The organism is Pseudarthrobacter sp. NPDC092202 (genome assembly GCF_044755505.1).
GTDB lineage: Bacteria > Actinomycetota > Actinomycetes > Actinomycetales > Micrococcaceae > Arthrobacter.
The window spans coordinates 74012-94737 of record NZ_JBIVRG010000010.1 but is presented as its reverse complement, the minus strand read 5'-3'; the positions used below and the strand labels follow the sequence as shown (position 1 = coordinate 94737).

The 20726-nt window shown below is 67.1% G+C and carries 20 protein-coding genes; 15 read left to right on the top strand and 5 right to left on the bottom strand.

Going from position 1 to position 20726, the window contains the following annotated elements; genetic code table 11:
• The first annotated feature begins 170 nt into the window (after positions 1-170).
• Genes ACIQF4_RS15160 through ACIQF4_RS15150 form a run of 3 tightly spaced genes read left to right on the top strand, consistent with a single transcriptional unit; the run spans position 171 to position 4231 of the window.
• Complete coding sequence (locus tag ACIQF4_RS15160) at positions 171-1982, top strand: proline--tRNA ligase (protein ID WP_400516473.1); 1812 nt, start codon at positions 171-173, stop codon at positions 1980-1982.
• A gap of 7 nt (positions 1983-1989) precedes the next feature.
• The gene (locus tag ACIQF4_RS15155) at positions 1990-2784 is read left to right on the top strand and encodes a sulfite exporter TauE/SafE family protein (protein ID WP_400516474.1); all 795 of its coding nucleotides are present in this window, start codon (positions 1990-1992) and stop codon (positions 2782-2784) included.
• A gap of 55 nt (positions 2785-2839) precedes the next feature.
• Entirely contained in the window at positions 2840-4231 is a 1392-nt protein-coding gene (locus ACIQF4_RS15150) for a pyridoxal phosphate-dependent decarboxylase family protein (protein ID WP_400516475.1), read from the top strand.
• Between the two features lie 55 nt (positions 4232-4286).
• On the opposite strand, the gene ACIQF4_RS15145 is transcribed toward ACIQF4_RS15150, so the two are convergent.
• The 3 genes from ACIQF4_RS15145 to ACIQF4_RS15135 all read right to left on the bottom strand — a co-directional run bounded on the left by ACIQF4_RS15145 (position 4287) and on the right by ACIQF4_RS15135 (position 7667).
• The gene (locus ACIQF4_RS15145) at positions 4287-5327 is read right to left on the bottom strand and encodes an aminoglycoside phosphotransferase family protein (RefSeq protein WP_400516477.1); all 1041 of its coding nucleotides are present in this window, start codon (positions 5325-5327) and stop codon (positions 4287-4289) included.
• 68 nt (positions 5328-5395) lie between these two features.
• Positions 5396-6163 carry a VIT1/CCC1 transporter family protein gene (locus ACIQF4_RS15140; protein ID WP_400516479.1) on the bottom strand — a complete coding sequence of 256 codons (768 nt, stop codon included), beginning with the start codon at positions 6161-6163 and terminating at the stop codon, positions 5396-5398.
• A 199-nt stretch (positions 6164-6362) separates the two neighbouring features.
• Entirely contained in the window at positions 6363-7667 is a 1305-nt protein-coding gene (locus ACIQF4_RS15135; protein ID WP_400516480.1) for a DUF4439 domain-containing protein, read from the bottom strand.
• Between the two features lie 107 nt (positions 7668-7774).
• Here ACIQF4_RS15135 and rimP point away from each other — a divergent pair, with 107 nt between their 5' ends.
• The 5 genes from rimP to rbfA all read left to right on the top strand — a co-directional run bounded on the left by rimP (position 7775) and on the right by rbfA (position 13712).
• Positions 7775-8389 carry a ribosome maturation factor RimP gene (gene rimP / locus ACIQF4_RS15130; protein ID WP_400516481.1) on the top strand — a complete coding sequence of 205 codons (615 nt, stop codon included), beginning with the start codon at positions 7775-7777 and terminating at the stop codon, positions 8387-8389.
• A complete protein-coding gene (gene nusA, locus ACIQF4_RS15125; protein WP_350004674.1) occupies positions 8389-9369 on the top strand; it encodes a transcription termination factor NusA in 981 nt (326 codons plus the stop codon). Before rimP ends, nusA begins: the two co-directional genes overlap by 1 nt.
• 179 nt (positions 9370-9548) lie before the next feature.
• Positions 9549-9890 (top strand): YlxR family protein, encoded by a 342-nt coding sequence (locus ACIQF4_RS15120; protein WP_400516483.1) that lies wholly within the window; start codon positions 9549-9551, stop codon positions 9888-9890.
• 152 nt (positions 9891-10042) lie between these two features.
• Positions 10043-12958: a translation initiation factor IF-2 gene (gene infB, locus ACIQF4_RS15115; RefSeq protein ID WP_400516484.1), complete on the top strand. Its 2916-nt coding sequence runs from the start codon at positions 10043-10045 to the stop codon at positions 12956-12958.
• A gap of 244 nt (positions 12959-13202) precedes the next feature.
• Positions 13203-13712 (top strand): 30S ribosome-binding factor RbfA, encoded by a 510-nt coding sequence (gene rbfA / locus ACIQF4_RS15110; RefSeq protein ID WP_231457771.1) that lies wholly within the window; start codon positions 13203-13205, stop codon positions 13710-13712.
• A 70-nt stretch (positions 13713-13782) separates the two neighbouring features.
• Here the strand turns inward: rbfA and ACIQF4_RS15105 are convergent, their stop codons facing one another.
• Complete coding sequence (locus tag ACIQF4_RS15105) at positions 13783-14910, bottom strand: ScyD/ScyE family protein (protein ID WP_400516485.1); 1128 nt, start codon at positions 14908-14910, stop codon at positions 13783-13785.
• A 177-nt stretch (positions 14911-15087) separates the two neighbouring features.
• On the opposite strand from ACIQF4_RS15105, the gene ACIQF4_RS15100 reads away from it, so the two are divergent.
• Together ACIQF4_RS15100 and trxA are read left to right on the top strand one after the other, a co-directional pair.
• Entirely contained in the window at positions 15088-15573 is a 486-nt protein-coding gene (locus tag ACIQF4_RS15100) for a nucleoside deaminase (protein ID WP_400516486.1), read from the top strand.
• Between the two features lie 2 nt (positions 15574-15575).
• Positions 15576-16013 (top strand): thioredoxin, encoded by a 438-nt coding sequence (gene trxA / locus ACIQF4_RS15095; RefSeq protein ID WP_400516487.1) that lies wholly within the window; start codon positions 15576-15578, stop codon positions 16011-16013.
• A 53-nt stretch (positions 16014-16066) separates the two neighbouring features.
• On the opposite strand, the gene ACIQF4_RS15090 is transcribed toward trxA, so the two are convergent.
• Complete coding sequence (locus ACIQF4_RS15090) at positions 16067-17224, bottom strand: pyridoxal phosphate-dependent aminotransferase (RefSeq protein WP_400516488.1); 1158 nt, start codon at positions 17222-17224, stop codon at positions 16067-16069.
• Between the two features lie 92 nt (positions 17225-17316).
• Here ACIQF4_RS15090 and truB point away from each other — a divergent pair, with 92 nt between their 5' ends.
• The 5 genes from truB to ACIQF4_RS15065 all read left to right on the top strand — a co-directional run bounded on the left by truB (position 17317) and on the right by ACIQF4_RS15065 (position 20712).
• Positions 17317-18255, top strand: a complete 939-nt coding sequence (gene truB / locus ACIQF4_RS15085) for a tRNA pseudouridine(55) synthase TruB (RefSeq protein WP_400516489.1) — start codon at positions 17317-17319, stop codon at positions 18253-18255.
• Positions 18256-18257: 2 nt separating this feature from the next.
• A complete protein-coding gene (locus ACIQF4_RS15080; RefSeq protein ID WP_231457777.1) occupies positions 18258-18611 on the top strand; it encodes a hypothetical protein in 354 nt (117 codons plus the stop codon).
• A 19-nt stretch (positions 18612-18630) separates the two neighbouring features.
• Complete coding sequence (locus ACIQF4_RS15075) at positions 18631-19089, top strand: hypothetical protein (protein WP_400516490.1); 459 nt, start codon at positions 18631-18633, stop codon at positions 19087-19089.
• Positions 19090-19286: 197 nt separating this feature from the next.
• Positions 19287-20318, top strand: coding sequence for a TerC family protein (locus ACIQF4_RS15070; RefSeq protein ID WP_400516491.1), 1032 nt, complete (start codon positions 19287-19289; stop codon positions 20316-20318).
• Positions 20319-20340: 22 nt separating this feature from the next.
• Entirely contained in the window at positions 20341-20712 is a 372-nt protein-coding gene (locus tag ACIQF4_RS15065; RefSeq protein ID WP_400516493.1) for a helix-turn-helix transcriptional regulator, read from the top strand.
• Positions 20713-20726: the final 14 nt, after the last annotated feature.

The following is a 20726-nucleotide window of genomic DNA, read 5'->3' as shown; positions in this document are numbered from 1 at the left end:
GTCGAGCCACGCCCGGATGCGATGACCAGCCTCTTGGGGGGCCAGGGGCTTTGCATGTCCGGGCGTGGCTCAACTGCGTTCGGGGCTCCCGCAAGCCGGTAGATTAGTACCCAGACGAAACGCCCGGCTTGCTGTTGCCCCAGCACCTCCCCAGAAACGGATACCCACCCGTGGTTACAAGACTGTCCCAGCTGTTCCTGCGCACCCTGCGTGAAGATCCCGTCGACGCCGAGGTCGCCAGCCACCGGCTGCTGGTCCGCGCAGGCTACATCCGCCGCGCCGCTCCGGGCATCTACACCTGGCTGCCGCTGGGATTGAGCGTCCTGCGCAAAGTGGAAGCCATCATCCGCGAGGAAATGGGCGGCATCGGGGCACAGGAAGTCCACTTCCCGGCCCTCTTGCCCCGCGAACCGTACGAGGCCACCAACCGCTGGACCGAGTACGGCGAGGGCCTGTTCCGGCTCCAGGACCGCAAGGGCGCCGACTACCTGCTGGCCCCCACCCACGAGGAAATGTTCACCCTGCTGGTCAAGGACCTGTATTCGTCCTACAAGGACCTGCCGCTAAGCCTCTACCAGATCCAGAACAAGTACCGCGATGAGGCGCGGCCCCGCGCCGGCCTCCTGCGCGGACGCGAATTCATCATGAAGGACTCCTACTCCTTCGACGTTGACGACGCCGGCCTCGACGCCAGCTACGCCGCCCACCGCGGCGCCTACCTGCGCATCTTCGAGCGCCTGGGCCTGGAAGTCATTCCCGTCACCGCGACCGCCGGTGCCATGGGCGGCTCCAAAAGCGAGGAATTCCTGCACCCCACGGACATCGGCGAGGACACGTTCGTGCGCTCCGCCGGCGGCTACGCAGCGAATGTTGAGGCCGTCACCACGGTTGTCCCGGCGGACATCGATTTCAGCGCGGCTCCCGCCGCCGAGGTCCGCGACACCCCGGACACCCCCACCATCGACACGCTCGTGGCTGCCTCGAACCAGATCGCGCCCCGCAGCGAGTCCGACGGCGGTGCATGGACTGCCGCCGACACCCTGAAGAATGTGGTGCTCGCCGTCACCCTGCCCACTGGAGAGCGCCAGCTGGTGGTCATCGGCGTTCCTGGCGACCGCGGCGTGGACCTGAAGCGCGTTGAGGCGAACATCGGCTCGTTCCTGCCCATGGGCGGCGAGATCGGCCTGGAAGCGGCCAATGACGACGACCTCAAGAAGCAGCCGCTCATCGTCAAGGGCTACCTGGGCCCCGGCCTGTCCCTGGACGAGCCCCTGCTGGGCGCCGAAAGCGCAACGAAGCTCCTGTACCTGGTGGACCCCCGCGTGGTCCGCGGCACCTCCTGGATCACCGGCGCCAACCAGGCGGGCAAGCACGTATACGGCCTGGTGGCCGGACGCGACTTCGCCTGGGACGGTGTCATCGAATGCACTGAAGTCCGCGAAGGCGACCCCGCCCCGGACGGTTCCGGCCCGCTGGAGACCGCCCGCGGCATCGAGATGGGGCACATCTTCCAGCTTGGCCGCAAGTACGCAGAGGCCTTGGAACTGAAGGTCCTGGACCAGAACGGCAAACAGGTCACCGTCACCATGGGCTCCTACGGCGTGGGCGTCACCCGCGCCGTGGCAGCACTGGCTGAGTCGAACCACGACGCCCGGGGGCTTGTCTGGCCGCGGGCTGTCGCCCCTGCAGACGTCCATGTCGTGGCGGTTGGCAAGGGCGAGGAGATCTTCGCAACCGCCGAGCGCCTGGCGGCCGAACTCGAGGCAGCAGGGCTCGACGTCCTCCTCGATGACCGCCCCAAGGTATCGCCCGGGGTCAAGTTCGGGGACGCGGAACTGGTGGGCGTTCCCACCATCCTTGCCGTTGGCCGCGGCTTGGTGGATGGCGTTGTGGAGATCAAGGACCGCCGCAGCGGCGAGGCCGAGAACGTGGCGGTGGACAAGGCTGTTGACTACGTAGTCAACGCTGTCCGCACCAACTGACGCAACGGTGGAGTTCGGACTCGAATCCCTCGGGCTGACAACGCTCCTCTTGATCGTCCTGGCCGGTTTTGCCGCCGGATGGGTTGACGCAGTGGTGGGCGGGGGCGGGCTGATCCAGCTCCCGGCCCTGCTGCTGGTCCCGGGGATCACGCCCGTCCAGGCGCTGGCCACGAACAAGATGGGATCCATTTTCGGCACCGCCACCAGCGCCGCCACATACTACCGGCGGGTGGGGCCCGATCTCAGGACGGCGCTGCCCATGGCCGTGATCGCCCTGGCAGGCAGCTTTGGCGGAGCCGTCCTGGCGGCAAACCTGCCCGCCAGCGTCTTCAAACCCGTCATTGTCACGGCACTGGTCGCCGTCGCGCTTTTCACAGCCCTGAAGCCGGACGTCGGCGGCATCACCGCACTGCGCCACGCCGGCCACAGGCACTATGTGGTGGCCTGCCTGATAGGAGCCGTCATCGGGTTTTACGACGGCCTTATCGGGCCGGGAACGGGCTCCTTCCTGGTCATTGCGCTGGTCTCCGCCATGGGTTACGCCTTCCTCGAGGCCAGCGCCAAAGCCAAGATCGTCAACATGGCCACCAACGCCGGGGCGCTGCTGTTCTTCCTGCCCCACGGGTCCATCCTCTGGGGCGTGGGCCTGCTGCTGGGCGCGGCGAACATGGCCGGCGGCTACCTGGGAGCCAGGGCGGCCGTGAAGCAGGGCAGCCGGTTCGTCCGGGTGGTCTTCCTGCTGGTGGTCTCGGCACTCATCATCAAGCTCGGCTACGACGTCTGGCAGGAAAACTTCGCCTGACCCTGCCCGCCACCAGGGCCTCGTGGGCGCTGGCGCTGAGGCGTAGCATGCAGGTATGTCACACGGCGACGACGAGTACGCCCCGGCCCTGGCATCAGCGGTCCGGCACTCCACAGCCTGGCTTGGCAGCCTTCCGGACCGGCGGGTGGGACCGGTGGCGGCAGCCCACGATCTTGCAGAGGCTTTTGGCGGGCCGCTGCCCCGGGGTGGAATGCCGGCCGAGGAGGTAGTTGACCTCCTGGCCGCAACGGCGGAACCAGGGCTCACGGCCATGCCCTCCGGCCGGTTCTTCGGCTGGGTGATCGGCGGAAGCCTGCCCGCCGCCCTGGCCTCGGACTGGCTGGTAAGCGCCTGGGACCAGAACGCCTGCCTTCGGTATGGGGCACCCGCCATGGCGGCCCTCGAGGAGGCCGCGGGCACCTGGCTCCTCGAGTTGCTGGGGCTGCCGCCGGGTTCGGACGTCGGCTTCGTGACCGGTGCCACCATGGCCAACTTCACCGGGATGGCTGCTGCCCGGTGGCGGCTTCTCAGCGACGCAGGTTGGGACCTGGACCGTGATGGGCTGTTTGGCGCTCCCCGGATCCGCTGCTTTGTGGGAAGGGAAAGGCACGACACCGTGGATCTTGGCCTGCGCTACTTGGGCCTGGGCAAGCCCACGGTGGTGGACGCCGACAGCCAGGGACGGTTGATCCCCGAAGCCCTGGACGCGGCACTCGCCCAAGGTTCGGGCCCGGCGCTGGTCTGCCTGCAGGCAGGGAACCTCCATTCCGGTGCTTTTGATCCCTTCCCCGAAGCCATCGGCGTTGCCCGCAAGCATGGCGCGTGGGTGCACGTCGACGGCGCTTTCGGCCTCTGGGCAGCCGCCGTGCCCGAACTGCGCGGCCTCACCCGGGGGTACGAGGAGGCCGATTCGTGGGGCACCGATGCCCACAAGACGCTCAACGTCCCCTACGACTGCGGCATAGCCATCGTCGGGGACGCTTCCGCCCTCCGTTCCGCCATGGGCCTGCACACCAGTTACCTGGTGCACGACGCCGAAGGTCCCGGCGACCCGTTCGAGAAAGTCCCCGAACTGTCGCGGCGCGCCCGCGGCGTGCCGGTATGGGCAGCGCTGAAGAGCCTCGGCAGCGACGGCGTGGCAGCGCAGGTGCGGGGAATGGCTGCGGCTGCCGCGGACATTGCAGCAGGCCTCGGTGGGGTGGACGGCGTGGAGGTGCTGAACGACGTCGGCTACACCCAGGTGTGCCTGGCATTCGGCGACGACGCGACCACCCGCGCCGTGACCGCGCGGATCATCGCGGACGGCAGGGTGTGGATGTCCGGCTCCCGCTGGCGGGACCGGGACATCCTGCGCGTCTCGGTCAGCAACTGGCACACCAGGGAGGATGAAGTCCGCACCGCGGTGGATGCCGTCAAAGCCGCTCTCTCCGCCGCGCGCCCCGGCTGACCGCTGCGTGTTCCCTGCCACCCAGCGTGCAGCGGAGAGCGTGCCCATCCGGGCGTCAGGCCACGGACGGCTGGCCGGGCTCCGGCAACGCATGGGCCGGCGGCAGTCCCTCGAGGGTGCGGCCGGCAAGGGTGCTGGCAACCCAGAGTGACCGGGCCAGGTCGCCGCGGTGGCCCGGCATTCCGGCGTACCACAGCGCGTTTGCCACTTCCCGGGCCAAGCCCCACTCCCGTGCGGCGTCGGGGTCAAGCCCGGCAGCGGAGCTGAAGTCCGTGCAGCGCTGCCGCAGGCCGGCTCCAGGATGGTTCAGCGGGAGGTCCTGCAGCCTGTTCCACAACAGCGGCGCCACCGCGAACTCGGCCTCACCGATCATGGGCTGCGGATCGATGGCGGCGAACGCGTCCGCCGCCGGTTTCCCCGCTTTTGCCGCAGCATCCGGCCTGGCCAGGATGTTGAGGTAGTGCAGGTCGGTGTGGACCAGGACGTCCCGGCCCGCGCGGCGCCCCACCGCGCCGCGGGTCTGGCACACCTCAAGCGCCGCTTCCAGCAGCCACCGTGGAAAGGGGCGGCCAAGCTGTTCCCAGTCCGCGGGAAGGTCGTCGCTCCACTGCTCGGCGCGGGCAGCGATGTGCTCGAATTCCCCCCACTGCGGCCGGCCGTCGGGAACAAGGCTCAACTGCCGGACAAGCCCGCCCCAGACTGCCGCGGCATCAGCCAGGGGGACGGTAGCCAGGGAGTGCCCGGCGTCGAGCCTTTCGAGGAGCATGGAGCACGTGCCGGCGTCGGCTGCCAGCAGTTCAACGGCGCCGTGCCCGCCCCACAAGGCCAACGCATGGCGCTCACCACGTGCTTCGTCGTGCGGGAACGCGATTTTGAGCGCCGCGGGCCGGCCGTCCTTCCGGGTCACGGGCACCACTACCGCTCCGTGGCCGTTCCACGGGAGGGAGCCAGGGGCGAGTTCCGGTGCGAGCTGCCATCGCTCCAGCAGGCCGGAGATGATGCCGGGCAGGGAGGCGAGCCACTCCCGTCCTGCTGTGGTGCGTGAGTAGCGCCCGGAAAGGTCCGGCGGGATTGGTACTGCCGTTGGCTGGCTCATCGGTTCCAGCCTAGGTGCATCGGGGCCCTGGCGTTTGGCTTCCGGCCAGCCAGGTGCCGCAGGCAGGCCTACACCACGCCTGTCGCGCCGAGAAGGGTGCCGATGCTGAAGGTGGCAGCGAGCGCCAGGGCACCGCCCACCACCACCCGGACCGCTGCCCGGGTTTTCGACCCACCGCCGATCCAGGCGCCCAGCGTTCCCGTCAGTGCCAGCGCCACCAGGACTGCGGCGAAGGTCAGGGGAACCCGGATTCCGGGCGGAGGGAGAAGGATCGCCAGCATCGGGAGTATGGCGCCGATGACAAAAGCCACGGCGGAGGCGAAGGCCGCGTGCCAGGGGCTCACGATATCCGTCTCATCGATGTTGAGTTCCGCGGAGAGGTGCGCCGCCAGCGGATCGTGGGCGGTGAGCTCCTCAGCAACCTTCCCGGCCGTTTCCGGGCTCAGGCCCTTGGCTTCGTAGATGGCGGCGAGTTCGGCGAGTTCCTCTTCCGGCTCCTCGGCCAGCTCCCGCCGTTCCTTCTCGATCAGGGCCCGCTGGCTGTCGCTTTGGCTGCTCACGGAGACGTACTCGCCGAGTGCCATCGATACCGCTCCGCCCACCAGCCCGGCAGCGCCGGCGGCGAGGATGGGACCCGTTTCCGAGGTAGCCCCAGCCACGCCCACCACGATCGCCGCGACGGAGACGATGCCGTCGTTAGCGCCCAGGACGCCGGCCCGGAGCCAGTTCAGCCGCTGGGCAATGTCCGTGCCGTGCGGTTCGGTCTCCAGATGGCGGCGCAACCCCGGGTTCGGAGCGTCCGTTCCTGCTGGCTGGGACTGGTCGTGTGCATCCATGCCTTCAGCAAACCATCATGGGCCCCTCCAGGCCAGCCTGCCCGGCGATAAGGACGGCTGAGCCAGTCTCGGAAGGCGGTACCGGCAGGCGGGAGTCACGGCCGGGCAGGAGCCATGGTCCGGCAGGCCGTGGCCGCTGCCGCGGGAGTCACCGTCGGGCGGGAGTCACGGTCGGGCGGGAGCCAGGGTCGGGCGGGAGTCACGGTCGGGCGGGAGTCACCGTCGCACGGGCCGGGGTTTCGGCGGGCGCGGACACGGGACTGGCCGGAAGCTCCGGGAGCTGGTCCTGGTCAAGCAGGACACCGGGAATCGGCCCCAGAGCGCCGTCCCAGTGTGCAGCGCGGCGTGCGGCGGACTGCAGGGCAGCGATCGCCCAGGCGCGCAGCCCGCCGTCGGCCCGCGCAATGATGTCACCATAGGCAGGCAGGGATGCCAGTTCCAGGCTGGCCAGTCCGTTGCCAGGCGCCGCGAGGAAGTCCGGCCCCAGCACGAAGCCGGGCTGCTGCGGCTGCGGGGCACTGCACACGGCACGGGCGTACGCCGCGGCCTCGGCCGCGAGTTCCCGGTGTTGCCCGAGGAAGGCCTCCGCCGCCGGGGAATCGCCGGGTCCCAGCCGGGGGAGTGCCGCTTCGTAGGCGTAGGTGCCCTGCTGTCCGGCGGCCACAGCCGCGGACAGTGCGAGGCCCAGCCCGGCTGGGGTGTCCGCGGCAGCTTGTCCCTGTCCTGCAGCGCCGTGTCCTGCGGTGTTTTGCCCTGAGAGGTCTTGTCCTGCAGCGACCTGTCCTGCGGTGTTTTGCCCTGCGGGGGCCTGTCCTGCCGCAGCACCGGGTTCCGCTGTGGCGCCGGGGCCTGTAGTACCGGGCGCCGGAAAAGGGGAGGGGCAGGCCGATGCCGTCGCATCGGGTGCAGGCGCCGACGGGCTGGCGGCGGGCGGCGCTGCTGCGCCGGCGTGGGGAAGGGTTTCCGGGGCGATTCCCGCTGCGGCGGCGAGGTTCTCCGCCGCCAGCAGCTGGGCTGTGCCGGCGCCGGCCAGCAGGCGCGCCATCCCGCCGTCGGCCTCTGCCGCATCTGTGAGGCGTTGCACACCACTGGCCGACAACGCCGAAGCCAGCCCTGCGGGGGTGGGCTCCTGCGTCGGCGAGGGCCCCGCCGGCGGCCCGGACGGCAGGGGAGTGGCAGAGGCTGATGCATCATCCGGCGGATAGGAATCCGCCGGTGAGAGGAGGGCGCGGGCCTGCAGGGTCAGCAAGGTCACAGACATGCCCGCGGCGGCTGGAGTCGCGTCGCCGGCAGCGGATAGACGCCCGGCCGCGGCGCGCAGGGCCAAGGCATCCTGCAGCGCAGCCACCCTGGCCTGCTCGGAGAACGGGGGATCCTCGGGTTCCGGCGGATCAGCGGGAACAAGCGAGAATCCGAGGCTGAGCACAATCAGGGCTGTGAAGGAAACAACGGCGTACCGGAAATAGCGCAGCTTTGGGCGGTTTTCCGGATCGTCTTCTTTCACAACAGACCATGGTGTCACGCCGTCGGGGGAATCTCCGCCCCACCGGACCGGTAAAATAGCTACGCTAGTACACACAACATCATCTATAAGGGAGGCGGCGCGGCATCGTGAGCAACGCAGAAGCCACGGCTTCATCAGACCAAACCGGAACGGGTAAGGCTGAAGCCGCCCCCGCACACAACCCGGAAGCTGACCGGCTCCGCGCACTCCTTGAACCTGCGGTGCAGGCGAACCGCCTATACCTGGAGGACGTGGCCATCGTGGCCGGTTCCCACCGCGTGGTCCACGTCGTGGTGGACCTTCCCCAGGAGGAAACCGGCGGCGTCAGCCTCGACGTCATCGCCGACATCTCCAAGATCCTCTCCGACGTCCTGGACAATGATCCCGCGGACGACGGGCGGCCCTACGACCTCGAGGTGTCCTCTCCCGGCGTCGGGCGCCCCCTGACGGAGCCGCGGCACTGGCACCGCGCCAAGGGCCGCATGGCCAGGATCAACGTTATCCAGGGCGAGAACGTCATGGGCCGGATCACATCGGTGGACGGTGGCGGCGTAACCATCGTCCCCGAGATCGCCGTAAAAAAGGGCATGAAGCCCAAGCAGGGCGACCCCATAAAACTTCCTTTCGACAGGATCCGCAACGGAAAAGTCGAGATCGAATTCAGCCACCTGAACGGGGATGGTCTGGAACCTGAACACAATGGACCTTCTGAGGAGGCCTGATGGATATTGACATGAGCGCACTGAGACTTCTGGAGCGTGAGCGTGAAATCCCGCTGGACCTCCTGATCCCCACCATTGAGCAGGCGCTCCTGGTGGCGTATCACAAGTCTCCCGGCGCCTTCGAAAAGGCCCGTGCCGAGCTGGACCGCAAGAGCGGCCACGTGACCATCTGGGCTGTGGAGATTGACGACGACGGCGCTCCCGTCGGCGAGTTCGAGCACACCCCTGAAGGCTTCGGCCGGATCGCCGCCAGCACCGCACGCCAGATCATCCTGCAGCGCCTGCGCGACGTTGAAGACGACAACGTCCTGGGTGAGTTCAAGGGCCGTGAAGGCGAGCTGGTGTCCGGCACCATCCAGCAGGGCAACAATCCGCACATGATCCAGGTCAACCTGGGTTCCGTGGAGGCGCTGCTGCCGCCGCCCGAGCAGGTTCCCGGGGAAAAGTACATCCACGGCAACCGGCTGCGCGCTTTGGTAATCGACGTCCACCGCGGTTCGAAAGGCCCGTCCGTCACGCTGTCCCGGTCCCATCCGGGCCTCGTTCGGAAGCTTTTCGAACTGGAAGTGCCCGAGATTGCCGACCGCTCCGTCGAGATCGTTGCCCTGGCCCGCGAAGCCGGCCACCGCACCAAGATTGCAGTCAAGGCAAACGTTCCCGGCATCAACGCCAAGGGCGCCTGCATTGGCGAAATGGGGTCCCGCGTCCGCGCCGTGATGACCGAACTCAATGACGAAAAGATCGACATCGTCGACTTCAGCGAGAATCCGGCCACCTTCATCGCCAGCGCCCTCTCGCCGTCGCGCGTGAATTCGGTCACAATCACCGATGAAGCCACCCGGTCAGCGCGCGTTGTAGTCCCGGACTACCAGCTGTCCCTGGCCATCGGCAAAGAGGGCCAGAACGCCCGGCTGGCGGCCAAGCTCACCGGCTGGCGGATCGACATCGTGTCCGACGCCGCGGCTGCCCGCGACAACTGAACAGTTTCTGACGCCCTCCCGGCCTCGAATCGCCCGCGCAGTTTCGGGCAGGAAGGCTGGGAGGGGCTAGAATAGTAAAGACCGCGCCTAACGGCCGGCAGCCGTGCGCCCTGGGCGTGCCCCATTCCGTTCACGCGGAGGAGGGCCGTCCGCGGCCAGCAGATTTGAACGTCAGGAAGATGACCGTGCCAGTAGCAAGCGGGAATCAGCCTGAGCGTACCTGCATCGGATGCCGGAAGAAGGGTAAGCGGAATGAGTTACTCCGGCTCGTCGCCGAAGGCAGCGGATCAAACGCTGTCCTGGTGGATGAACGACGCCGGATGGCTGGCCGGGGTGCATGGCTGCACCCCAGCGAATCGTGCCTGGCTCTGGCGTTAAAGCGGCGAGCATTCGGACGCGCCCTGCGGGGAGCGGCCGGTACCGCCGCCGTGGAACGCCGGATCACATCAGGCGCGAGCGTTGCACGCGTTCCGGCAACTGCAACACCAACCGTCCAACCTGAAAGCGGGTCAGAAAACTGATGGAAACCCGATGAGTTCCCAGCGATGAGTGCGCAACGATGACAACTTTGTTGCGCTCTGCAATGGGCCCTTCTGCAGCATTTGCGGCTTGGGCCCGCAGTAAGAAGTAGACGGTTCGTGCCTGGCTCGGTGCGGACCGAGACAGGAGAAATGTGGCCAAGGTCCGCGTACATGAGCTCGCCAAAGAGCTCGGTATTACTTCCAAAGATGCAGTGACAAAACTGCAGGAACTGGGCGAATTCGTTCGCTCTGCCTCTTCAACCATTGAGGCCCCCGTTGTGCGCAAGCTGCGCAACGCCTTCCCCGACGCCGCCCCCAAGGCTGCAGCACCGGCAGCAGCGCCCAAGGCGCCCGCCCCGGCAGCAGAGGCGCGTCCCTCAACACCCGCACCCGGTCCGGCAGCACCGAAAGCCCCGGCCCCCAAGGCTGAGGCCCCCGCGCCTGCCGCCCCGGCAGCACCGGCACAGGCAGCTGCTCCGGCAGCGCCCGCTGCCAGCGCGCCCGCCGCTCCGGCTGCACCGGCCCCGGCCGCTCCGTCCACCGGAGCGAAGCCCGGCGCACGCCTGGCACCCAAGGCTGAAACACCCGCTGCACCTACCCGTTCCGGCGGCTCAGGGCAGGGTGGCTCCGCTCCCCGTCCCGGCGGTCCCCGCCCGGGCAACAACCCCTTCGCCACGTCCCAGGGCATGCCCCGCGGCCGCGGCGGGGACGGCGAGCGTGCTCCCCGTCCCGGCAACAACCCGTTTGCCACCTCGCAGGGCATGCCCCGCCCGGGTGGAAGCCGCACCGACGGCGACCGTCCCGGTGGTCCGCGCCCCGCAGCAGGTGCCGGCGGCCCCCGTCCCGGCGGTCCGCGTCCGGCAGCAGGTGCCGGCGGCCCCCGTCCCGCAGCCGGTGCCGGCGGTCCCCGTCCGGGTGCACCGCGTCCCGGTGGCGCTGGTGGAAACCGTCCTACCCCGGGCATGATGCCCAACCGCACTGAGCGTCCCGCACCCGCTGGTGCAGGGCGTCCCGGTGCCGGCGGCCGTGGTCCCGGACGCCCGGGTGGCGCTCCCGGAACCGGTGGTCCCGGTGGCGGCGGCGGTGCTCCCGCCGGCGGCGGCTTCGGCAAGGGCGGCCGCGGCCGCGGCGGTACCCAGGGTGCCTTCGGCAAGGGCGGCGCCGGTCGTGGCAAGCAGCGCAAGTCGAAGCGTGCAAAGCGCCAGGAACTTGAGCAGATGAGTGCCCCGTCGCTGGGTGGCGTGAGCGTACCCCGCGGCGACGGCAACACCGTCATCCGGCTGCGCCGCGGCTCGTCCATCACGGACTTCGCCGACAAGATCGAGGCAAACCCCGCCGCACTGGTGACCGTCCTCTTCCACCTCGGTGAAATGGCCACGGCCACGCAGTCGCTGGATGAAGAGACCTTTGCCCTGTTGGGCGAGGAGCTTGGGTACAAGCTCCAGGTTGTGTCCCCGGAAGACGAGGAGCGCGAGCTGCTCTCCGGCTTCGACATCGACTTCGATGCCGAGCTCGAAGCCGAAGGCGATGAAGAACTCGAGGCACGTCCTCCGGTTGTCACCGTCATGGGCCACGTGGACCACGGTAAGACCCGCCTGCTCGACGCCATCCGCAAGTCCGACGTCATGGCCGGCGAGCACGGCGGCATCACGCAGCACATCGGTGCCTACCAGGTCACGCACAACCACGAAGGCGACGACCGCAAGATCACCTTCATCGATACCCCGGGCCACGAGGCGTTCACCGCCATGCGTGCCCGTGGTGCGAAGGTCACCGACATCGCCATCCTGGTGGTCGCAGCGGACGACGGCGTTATGCCGCAGACCGTTGAAGCCCTCAACCACGCACAGGCGGCCAACGTGCCGATCGTCGTGGCCGTGAACAAGATCGATAAGGAAGGCGCCAACCCGGACAAGGTCCGCGGCCAGCTGACCGAGTACGGCCTGGTTCCGGAAGAATACGGTGGCGACACCATGTTCGTAGAGGTCTCTGCCCGCCAGAACCTCAACATCGACGAGCTGCTCGAGGCTGTCCTGCTGACCGCAGACGCTGCCCTGGACATGCGCGCCAACCCGAACAAGGACGCCCGCGGTATCGCGATCGAAGCCAACCTGGACAAGGGCCGCGGTGCGGTTGCCACCGTCCTGGTGCAGTCCGGTACCTTGCGCGTCGGTGACACGATCGTTGCAGGCACGGCCCACGGCCGCGTCCGTGCAATGTTCGACGACGACGGCAGCGCGCTGACCGAGGCCGGCCCGTCCCGCCCCGTGCAGGTGCTGGGTCTGTCCAACGTGCCGCGTGCAGGCGACACCTTCTTCGTGACCGCTGACGAGCGCACCGCCCGCCAGATCGCCGAGAAGCGTGAAGCAGCCGACCGCAACGCCGCCCTGGCCAAGCGCCGCAAGCGCATCAGCCTGGAGGACTTCGACCAGGCAGTGGCCGACGGCAAGATCGACACCCTCAACCTCATCCTCAAGGGTGACGTGTCCGGTGCCGTGGAAGCCCTCGAGGACGCCCTGCTCAAGATCGACGTCGGCGAAGGCGTGCAGCTGCGCGTCATCCACCGCGGTGTTGGTGCCATCACGCAGAACGACGTCAACCTGGCAACAGTGGACAGCGCCGTTATCATCGGCTTCAACGTCAAGCCTGCCGAGCGCGTTGCCGAACTGGCAGACCGCGAAGGCGTGGACATGCGCTTCTACTCGGTCATCTACTCCGCAATTGATGACATTGAGATGGCGCTCAAGGGCATGCTCAAGCCAGAATACGAAGAATTCCAGCTTGGCACCGCCGAGGTCCGCGAAGTCTTCCGCTCCTCCAAGTTCGGAAACATCGCAGGCTCGATCGTCCGCTCGGGCATCATCCGCCGCAACACCAAGGCACGCATCAGCCGCGACGGCAAGATCATCGGTGACAACCTCACCGTTGAGACGCTCAAGCGCTTCAAGGACGACGCCACCGAGGTCCGCACGGACTTCGAGTGTGGTATCGGCCTTGGCTCGTACAACGACATCAACGAAGGCGACATCATCGAGACCTTCGAGATGCGTGAGAAGCCGCGCGTCTAACGTGTTCGTTTAGGTGGGTGGCGTCGGAATTTTCCGGCGGCCCCGCCCCTACGCTGGGCGGCAACGGATCTTGCGATCCTTTGCCGCCCAGCTCCGGTAGGCCCGATGCCACTCCCAGGCCGCCGGAAAATTCCGACGGGTCCGTTCGTGACTCACGTTGGGTGTGTGGCCAAAAACCAGACGTGCGCGCAGTCCATTGGGGCGCCGTTGTACGTCCCAATTTTTCTTCTTATAGGAGTTGTTCATGGCTGATCCGGCACGTGCTGCCAAGTTGGCGCAGCGGATTAAGGTTGTTGTTGCTGAGGCCCTGGGCCGGAAGGTTAAGGATCCCCGGCTGGAGGGCATTACTGTTACCGATGCCCGGGTGACCAATGATTTGCAGCATGCCACTGTGTACTACACCGTTTTTGGCGACCAGGCCGTGCAGGCTGATGCTGCCAAGGGACTGGAGAAGGCCAAGGGTGTGCTTCGGCAGGAGGTTGGCCGGAACATTACCGTTCGGCTGACTCCCAGCCTTGAATTCGTTGCGGACCAGATTCCCGTGGTTGCCTCCAACCTCGAGGAGCTGTTGCGCGAGGCGAAGAAGCGTGACGCTGAGGTTGCCGCACTGGCTGCCCAGGCCAAGCACGCAGGCGATGCCGATCCGTACAAGAGCGACGTAGCGGCAGAGGTGGATATCGACGAGGACGACTTCGACGAAGAGGACCTTGACCTCAGCGACGATGAAGACCTTGACGAAGACGGCAACAAGTAGCCTTCAGTAACGCCGAATGCCCGGACCGCCCGTGCGGTCCGGGCATTTTGCTGCCCGAATACAGCCGGCGCTACCCGATGCCGGCTTTGATCACCTTGCCTTGGGTGGGATCGGCAAAACTGAACCCAACCGTGGCGTAGAGCGTCTGTCCGCGGACTTCCACTGCCGCAGGCCCGTCCACCGCGAGGAACTGCTTTCTGGGGCTGCCCGAATCATCGATCTCGATGATCTCGTTGCCAAACATGGACGCCACGTACACGTCGCCGTCGTCAGCGATTGCCAGGCCCGTCGGGCTCAGCAGGTCCTCCGCCCACACCTTCGTGCTGCCGGTCGAAGGGTTCACGCGGAAGATGGCTCCCCGGGCTCCCAGGGAAGGATCCTCCGGCCCGCCCGGAAGGGAGGTGACGTACAGCCGGCCATCCGGTCCGAACTCCAGATCCGTCGGTACGGGTTCAAACGCGTATTCGTGCCCAACAACACACGCGGGAACCTCCACGGTGTTGCCCGCCATATCCACGGGGATCCTGGTCCCGGCAGGGATCACCGCAGGTCGGGGCGGCAGGACTGCCAGCGTGTCAACATCCCCTGTTTCGATGTCCACTTCCAGGATTGCGTTTGCTCCCGCATCCGCCACGTACGCCTTATCGCCCCTTATGGCCACCGCGTAGGGATTCGAGTCCAGGCCGCCCTGGTAGCGGGCCAGCGGAAACGCTGGCCACTCGGCCAGGCATGCGTCCGGGACCTCGGATCCGAAGCCGTAATGCTGGGCGCCGTCCGGGTTCTTTTCCCGTTCGTAGCTGGCGAGGTCGGCAAGATCATGGACGTCGCCGTCTGGTTCCAGGGACTTCAACCAGCCTTTAAGGGCGGCCGGGTCGCCCTCCCCGGCGCCCGCGTTCTCCAGGAAGTACCTCGTGCCGTGCCGGGTCTCAACGCCTCCCACGCCCCAGCCCTCTGCGCCTTGATAGAGGGGCGTGGTGGACCCGTCACCGTTGACGCGGCTGAGGATGCCGGCGAAATTCTGGGTCACCAGGACGGTTTTCTCATCGTAAGTTACGGTCAGGCTGAGGGGCCCTGCCAAGCCCTCAGCCAAAGTGCGTGGCATCGCATGGTCGGGATCGGAACCTGCCCCTGCAGGACCGGCAGGAACAACCAGCGCGGCAGCGGCGAGGCCTGCAGCGAGAGCAAACTTAATTTTCATTGGGTACTCCGGGTTGGCGCCCTCGACGGGCCGGATATGGAGCCTCCCATGGAGGCTGTAAATGCGGACACCCCCGGCGCCAGAGTATTCCTGCATGCCTGGAATGTCGCCAGGATTTCCCCCTATCCGTCCCCTAATGTCATCCCCTAACGGCAGCCCCATGGCTAGGATCTAGCTATGAGCGAGCCGAATGACACCGACCACACCGCGAAGTACCTCGAGCAGGCCGTGGAGCTGGCTACCCGGAACGTCAGTGAAGGAGGGGGACCATTCGGTGCGCTGGTGGTGACCGCCGACGGGCGGGTGCATGAAGGCGTCAACCGCGTAACCCTGGACAACGATCCCACCGCGCACGCCGAAGTGGTGGCCATCCGCGCCGCGGCCGCGGCAACAGCCAACTATGACCTGCAGGGGGCGGTTCTCTACGCGAGCTGCGAGCCCTGCCCGCTGTGCCTGGCGTCCGCCCTGTGGGCAAGGATCGACCGCGTCTACTTTGCCGCCGACCGCCACGGTGCCGCGGCAGCAGGGTTCGACGACGCAGTCTTCTACGAATACTTCGACGGAACCCGGCCGGAACTGTTGCCCGTCACACGGAGCGACATCCCGTCGTCGCACGCGCCGTTCCAGGCATGGGGAGACTTTGCAGCCAGGAAGGAATACTAGGAATGGAACCGGCACTCACAACCTGTCCAGCCTGCGGAAAGACCAACAGGGTCCCCGCCCAGGCGGCAGGCAGGCCGCGCTGCGGCAACTGCAAAGCGGACCTGCCATGGATTGTGGCAGCAGCGGACGGTGACTTCGCGGCCGTCGCCGAGCAGTCACCCGTTCCCGTGCTGGTCGACTTCTGGGCTGCCTGGTGCGGCCCCTGCCGCATGGTCAGCCCGGTGCTGGACAAGATTGCCAGGGAACGGCCCGGACGGATCAAGCTCGTCAAAGTGGACGTGGACAAGTCTCCGGGCCTGTCGCGGAGATTCGACGTACAGGCGATTCCCACCCTGATGGTGATGGTCGATGGAAAAGTCGCAGCCCGCCAGGCAGGAGCAGCCCCCGCGGAGGTACTGCGTTCATGGCTGGACGGTGCGCTGGCGGGAAGGGGAAACTAGCCCGCCCTGCCGGCACTCACAGGCTGGCCGGCCCGGCGGCCCGCCAAAGCTGCTTATTCAACCCTCTCCGGCAGCCTGCCCAGGCCCTCCACCAGGTCTTCCTGCCGCCCGCACAACGCCACCCGGACCCACCCTTCACCGATGGAACCAAAGGCAGTCCCCGGCGCCAGGGCAACACCCGAGTCTGCGAGGAACCGGCGCACCCAGCTGCGGACGTCCCCGCCGGTTGCATGGGAGACATCCGCCCACAGGTAGAAGGCCCCTTGCGCTTTGAGGTAAGGAATTCCCTTCGCGTCAAGAACGGCGGACGCGGCATCGCGGTTCGCCCGGTAGTGCCCGTGCGCGTGCTCCACATAATCCTGCGGCCCGGTCAGGGCAGCAAGTGCAGCGTACTGGGAAGGTGAGGCGACGCAGGAGACAATCGCCTCCATCACGTTGTCCATCTTCTGCTTGATCCCTGGCGGGCAGACCAGTGCGCCGATGCGCAGCCCGGTGAGTCCGTAGGTCTTGGACAAGGTCAGCGAGGTGAAAACGCGCGCATCACCCGGCGTATCGCCGTCGAACTTTGCGGGGCTGACGTGCGGCACATCGTAGGTAAACGCTTCATAGCATTCATCGGAGATGACCCAGAGATCATGACGGCGGGCCAGTTCCATTAGTTCCCGGGTCAAGTCCTCGCCCAGCACGGCGCCGAGCGGGTTGGAAGGGGAGTTCAGGACCAGCACCCGCGTGCGGTCAGTGACGAGCGCCTCGATGTCCGCGGGTCGCGGCTGGAATCCGTGGTCCGGGTAGAGCGGGTAGCCAACAGGGACGGCGTTCAGCAGCCGGGCGGTCATCGCAAAGGTGGGATAGCCCGGGTTCGGGACCAGGATTTCGTCGCCGGGGGAGAGCAGCAGGCTCATGGCAAAGTGCAGGCCCTGCTGCGCCCCGTCCACCACGTACACCCGGTCGGCGGTAACATCAATGCCCTGCTGCTCCCGGAATCGGGCCGCGAACGCCTCGCGCAACCCTGGAAGGCCGGCGTTGGGCGTGTAGTTGGTCTCATCCCGGTCCAGGCAGGCAATGCCGGCGTCCAGCACATGCCGGGGGAGCGGAAAACCCGGCTCGCCGATGCTGAGCACCAGGGCGCCAGGAGTTCGCCACGCGGCCTCGGTGATTTCGCGGATCTGGTTGACGGGCACGTCGCGGACATGGGCGGCAAGCTCAGGCATGCCTGCCATCCTAGCTGGCGCTGGAACCACCTCCCGAGTGCATGGGCCCGGGGTGGGCAGGGGCCGGGACCGGCGCCGATATACTGGGAGGCGTGCTTTCTGGACTGGTGATAGTGGACAAGCCGCAGGGATGGACCAGCCATGATGTGGTTGGCCGGATGCGGCGCCTCGCAGGTACCCGGAAAGTAGGGCACGCCGGAACGCTTGACCCCATGGCCACCGGCGTCCTGGTGGTGGGGATCAACAAGGCAACCCGGCTGCTGACCTACATCGTGGGAACGTCCAAGACCTACACCGCCACCATCCGCCTGGGCCAGTCCACGGTAACGGACGACGCCGAAGGGGAAGTCACTGCCACGGCCGGCACCTCAGGGGTCAGCGAGCAGGCAATGTACGACGGCGTGGCGGCCCTTACCGGCGACATCCAGCAGGTGCCCAGCAGCGTCAGCGCCATCAAGGTCAACGGGGAACGCGCCTATGCGCGGGTGCGGTCAGGCGAGGACGTGAAGCTCGCCGCCCGCCCTGTCACCATCCACCGGTTCGAGGTGCACGCCATCCGGCGGGACCCGGAGGCAGACGTGGTGGACCTGGACGTCACCGTGGAGTGCTCCTCCGGGACTTACATCCGGGCCCTCGCCCGGGACTTGGGCAATGCACTGGGAGTGGGCGGACACCTCACCGCGCTCCGCAGGACCCATGTGGGGCCCTACTCGCTGGACCAGGCCCGCACCCTGGACCAGCTGGCCGAGGAGCTCAATGTCCTGGAAATGTCCCAGGCGGCGCGGGCGCTGATGCCCAACCGCGAGCTCAGCGCCGAGGAAGCCACCGAGATCTCCTTTGGCCGGCGCATCGCTGCCGGCGCCGCCCCTGGAAGTCCCGATGCCGCCACCGCCGACCACCCCGCAGCCGCCTTCGCGCCGGACGGAAGCCTGGTGGCACTCCTGGCCGATGCGGGCAGCTTCGCCAAACCCGTGCTGGTGTTCGCGCCCGGCAACGGTGCACCCTCAGCCGGCAACACGGCGGAAGGCTGACGGTGGACGCGTATTTCTACATCATCCTGGTGGTGGGGCTCCTTTCCACGGCGGTGTGCCTGGCAGCGGGCATCCTCAAGAAGGCCCCGAATGACGTCACGATTCTGTCCGTGGCTGCGGTGGAGGCCGCCCTCCTCGTCTACCTGGTGGGATCGGTCGTCCGGGTCGTCGCCGGCGAACCCATCGCCGGGGAGGCATGGGAGTTCTGGGGCTACCTGGTGACTGCCATGCTCCTGCCCCCGGCTGCCGTGTACTGGTCCATCCTGGAACGGACCAGGTGGAGCAACTTTGTCCTGGCCGCCGTCGGCGTTACCGCGCTGGTCATGGCCGCCCGCATGAACCAGATCTGGTACTGAAGTGGAAGAAGCACGCAACGTGAAAGACCAGCAGACCACTGCCGCCGGGCACAGCCAGGCGGGCAGCAGCCCGTCCAACAGCCGCAACACCGGCCCCGGCCGGCTGCTGATCGCCGTCTACGCCGTCTTCGCGATCTCGGCCTCCGCGCGCGCGGGCTACCAGATCCTCACCAAGTTCTCCGAGGCGCCGCTCGCTTACCTGCTCTCCGCATTCGCAGCCCTCGTGTATGTGGTGGCAACCATCTCGCTGGCCAAGGCCGGGAGTACCTGGTTCAAGGTTTCGGTTGCCGCTGTGCTGGTTGAACTGCTCGGTGTTCTGGTGGTGGGAGCCCTGAGCCTTTTCGACCCCGTCCAGTTCCCGCATGAAACCGTCTGGTCCCTGTTCGGCCGTGGCTATGCCTTCATTCCGCTGCTGCTGCCCATCCTGGGACTGGTGTGGCTGTACCGCCGGCGCCCCGGTGCACGCACCGCCGCCTGAGGAACTTTCCTCCCGGACCGACGGGCCCCTTGCCGGAACACATGAAATATGTTTCACTGTTTTGTGTGGAGGGGAGTATCCCCCGAATGCCTCGTCGTCAGTCCGGCCGCCCCTGAGCGGCCCGGCGGGGCAGGCTCCCGCAGGGAGCCGGGAAAGACCTCCAGTTGGTACATCTGACTGGAAGCGGGTTCCCCCTGATGAACGTTCCCTTATGGGCCTGGCTGGCCGTACTTCTCTTCATCGTCCTGATGCTTGCCCTGGACCTCTTCGCACACCGCAAAGCCCATGTAATCGGGGTGCGGGAGGCGGCCTTGTGGTCTGCGGTCTGGGTCGCCTTCGGTGTCGGCTTCGGCGTGCTGGTATGGCAGGTTTACGGTGCCGAGTTCGGCCAGCAGTATTTTGCCGGCTACCTGATCGAGAAGTCCCTCGCGGTGGACAACGTCTTTATCTGGGCCATCATCTTCACCTACTTCGCGGTGCCCAGGGAGTACCAGCACCGCGTCCTGTTCTTCGGCGTCCTGGGCGCCCTGGTGTTCCGTGGCATCTTCATCGCCGCAGGCTCAGCCATCATCGCCAGCGCTGGGTGGGTGCTCTACATTTTCGCGGCGTTCCTTCTCATCACCGGCTACCGAATGATCCGGCACCGGAATGACAACCTCGACCCGGAGAAGTCCCGTGTCTTGCAGTTGTTCCGCCGCCACGTACCCATGACCAATGACTTCCACGGGCAGCGTTTCCTGGTCCGGCGCGGCGGCGTCCTCCTGGCCACGCCGCTGCTGGCAGTCCTGGTCCTTGTTGAGGTCACGGACATCATCTTCGCCGTCGACTCCATCCCCGCAATCTTCGCCGTTACCGACGACGTGTTCCTGGTCTTCACCGCAAACGCGTTCGCCATCCTGGGCCTCCGGGCCATGTACTTCCTCCTGGCGGACCTCATCCACCGGTTCATCTACCTGAAGACCGGACTGGCGCTCGTCCTGATCTGGGTGGGCATTAAGATGTTCCTGAAGATCGACATCTACTACATCCCCACGCCGATCTCCCTGGCGGTCATTGCCGCGATCCTCCTCGTATCGGTGGCAGCCAGCCTGTGGGCAACGCGCGGCCAGGGCCGCCGGCCGCTTCCCGCGCCGGAGCGTGCACCGTTCGGGACAGCATCACCCGAGGAGATGGCAGCCCTGAAACCAGTGTGGCGCCGCCGGGAACCAAGCAGGTCCAACCATCCGTAACACCGAAAGTGATGGAGCATCCATGACAGCTGAAGATTCCAGCGACAGCGGCCAGGAAGCTCCACGTCCAGGCGGGCCCGCCCGGCCCGCCTGGACGTTCCTCACCAACCACGGCCATGTCCTGCTCTCCGTGGCGGGGGACCCGGACATCCGGATAACTGACATTGCCGGGCGCGTAGGCATCACCACCCGGGCCGCCCTGCAGATCCTCAAGGACCTGGAAGATGCGGGCTACCTCCAACGGGCAAGGGTGGGGCGCCGGACCCACTACACCATCCGCCCCCACCAGCACTTCCGTCATCCCGCCACTGCTGCGCAGGAAGTGGACGGGCTGATCCGCCTGTTCGCCGGACCCGCTCCGGAGGAGGGGCCGGCAGCCGGGGCGGAACAGTAGCAGCCCGGCGCGCG

Bases quoted from the DNA above. Each gene is read 5' to 3' on its own strand.
- ACIQF4_RS15150 (WP_400516475.1), top strand. From the start codon at position 2,840: ATGTCACACGGCGACGACGAGTACGCCCCGGCCCTGGCATCAGCGGTC.
- ACIQF4_RS15145 (WP_400516477.1), bottom strand. From the start codon at position 5,327: ATGAGCCAGCCAACGGCAGTACCAATCCCGCCGGACCTTTCCGGGCGC.
- ACIQF4_RS15140 (WP_400516479.1), bottom strand. From the start codon at position 6,163: ATGGATGCACACGACCAGTCCCAGCCAGCAGGAACGGACGCTCCGAAC.
- nusA (WP_350004674.1), top strand. From the start codon at position 8,389: ATGGATATTGACATGAGCGCACTGAGACTTCTGGAGCGTGAGCGTGAA.
- ACIQF4_RS15120 (WP_400516483.1), top strand. From the start codon at position 9,549: ATGACCGTGCCAGTAGCAAGCGGGAATCAGCCTGAGCGTACCTGCATC.
- rbfA (WP_231457771.1), top strand. From the start codon at position 13,203: ATGGCTGATCCGGCACGTGCTGCCAAGTTGGCGCAGCGGATTAAGGTT.
- ACIQF4_RS15105 (WP_400516485.1), bottom strand. From the start codon at position 14,910: ATGAAAATTAAGTTTGCTCTCGCTGCAGGCCTCGCCGCTGCCGCGCTG.
- ACIQF4_RS15100 (WP_400516486.1), top strand. From the start codon at position 15,088: ATGAGCGAGCCGAATGACACCGACCACACCGCGAAGTACCTCGAGCAG.
- trxA (WP_400516487.1), top strand. From the start codon at position 15,576: ATGGAACCGGCACTCACAACCTGTCCAGCCTGCGGAAAGACCAACAGG.
- ACIQF4_RS15090 (WP_400516488.1), bottom strand. From the start codon at position 17,224: ATGCCTGAGCTTGCCGCCCATGTCCGCGACGTGCCCGTCAACCAGATC.
- ACIQF4_RS15070 (WP_400516491.1), top strand. From the start codon at position 19,287: ATGAACGTTCCCTTATGGGCCTGGCTGGCCGTACTTCTCTTCATCGTC.
- ACIQF4_RS15065 (WP_400516493.1), top strand. From the start codon at position 20,341: ATGACAGCTGAAGATTCCAGCGACAGCGGCCAGGAAGCTCCACGTCCA.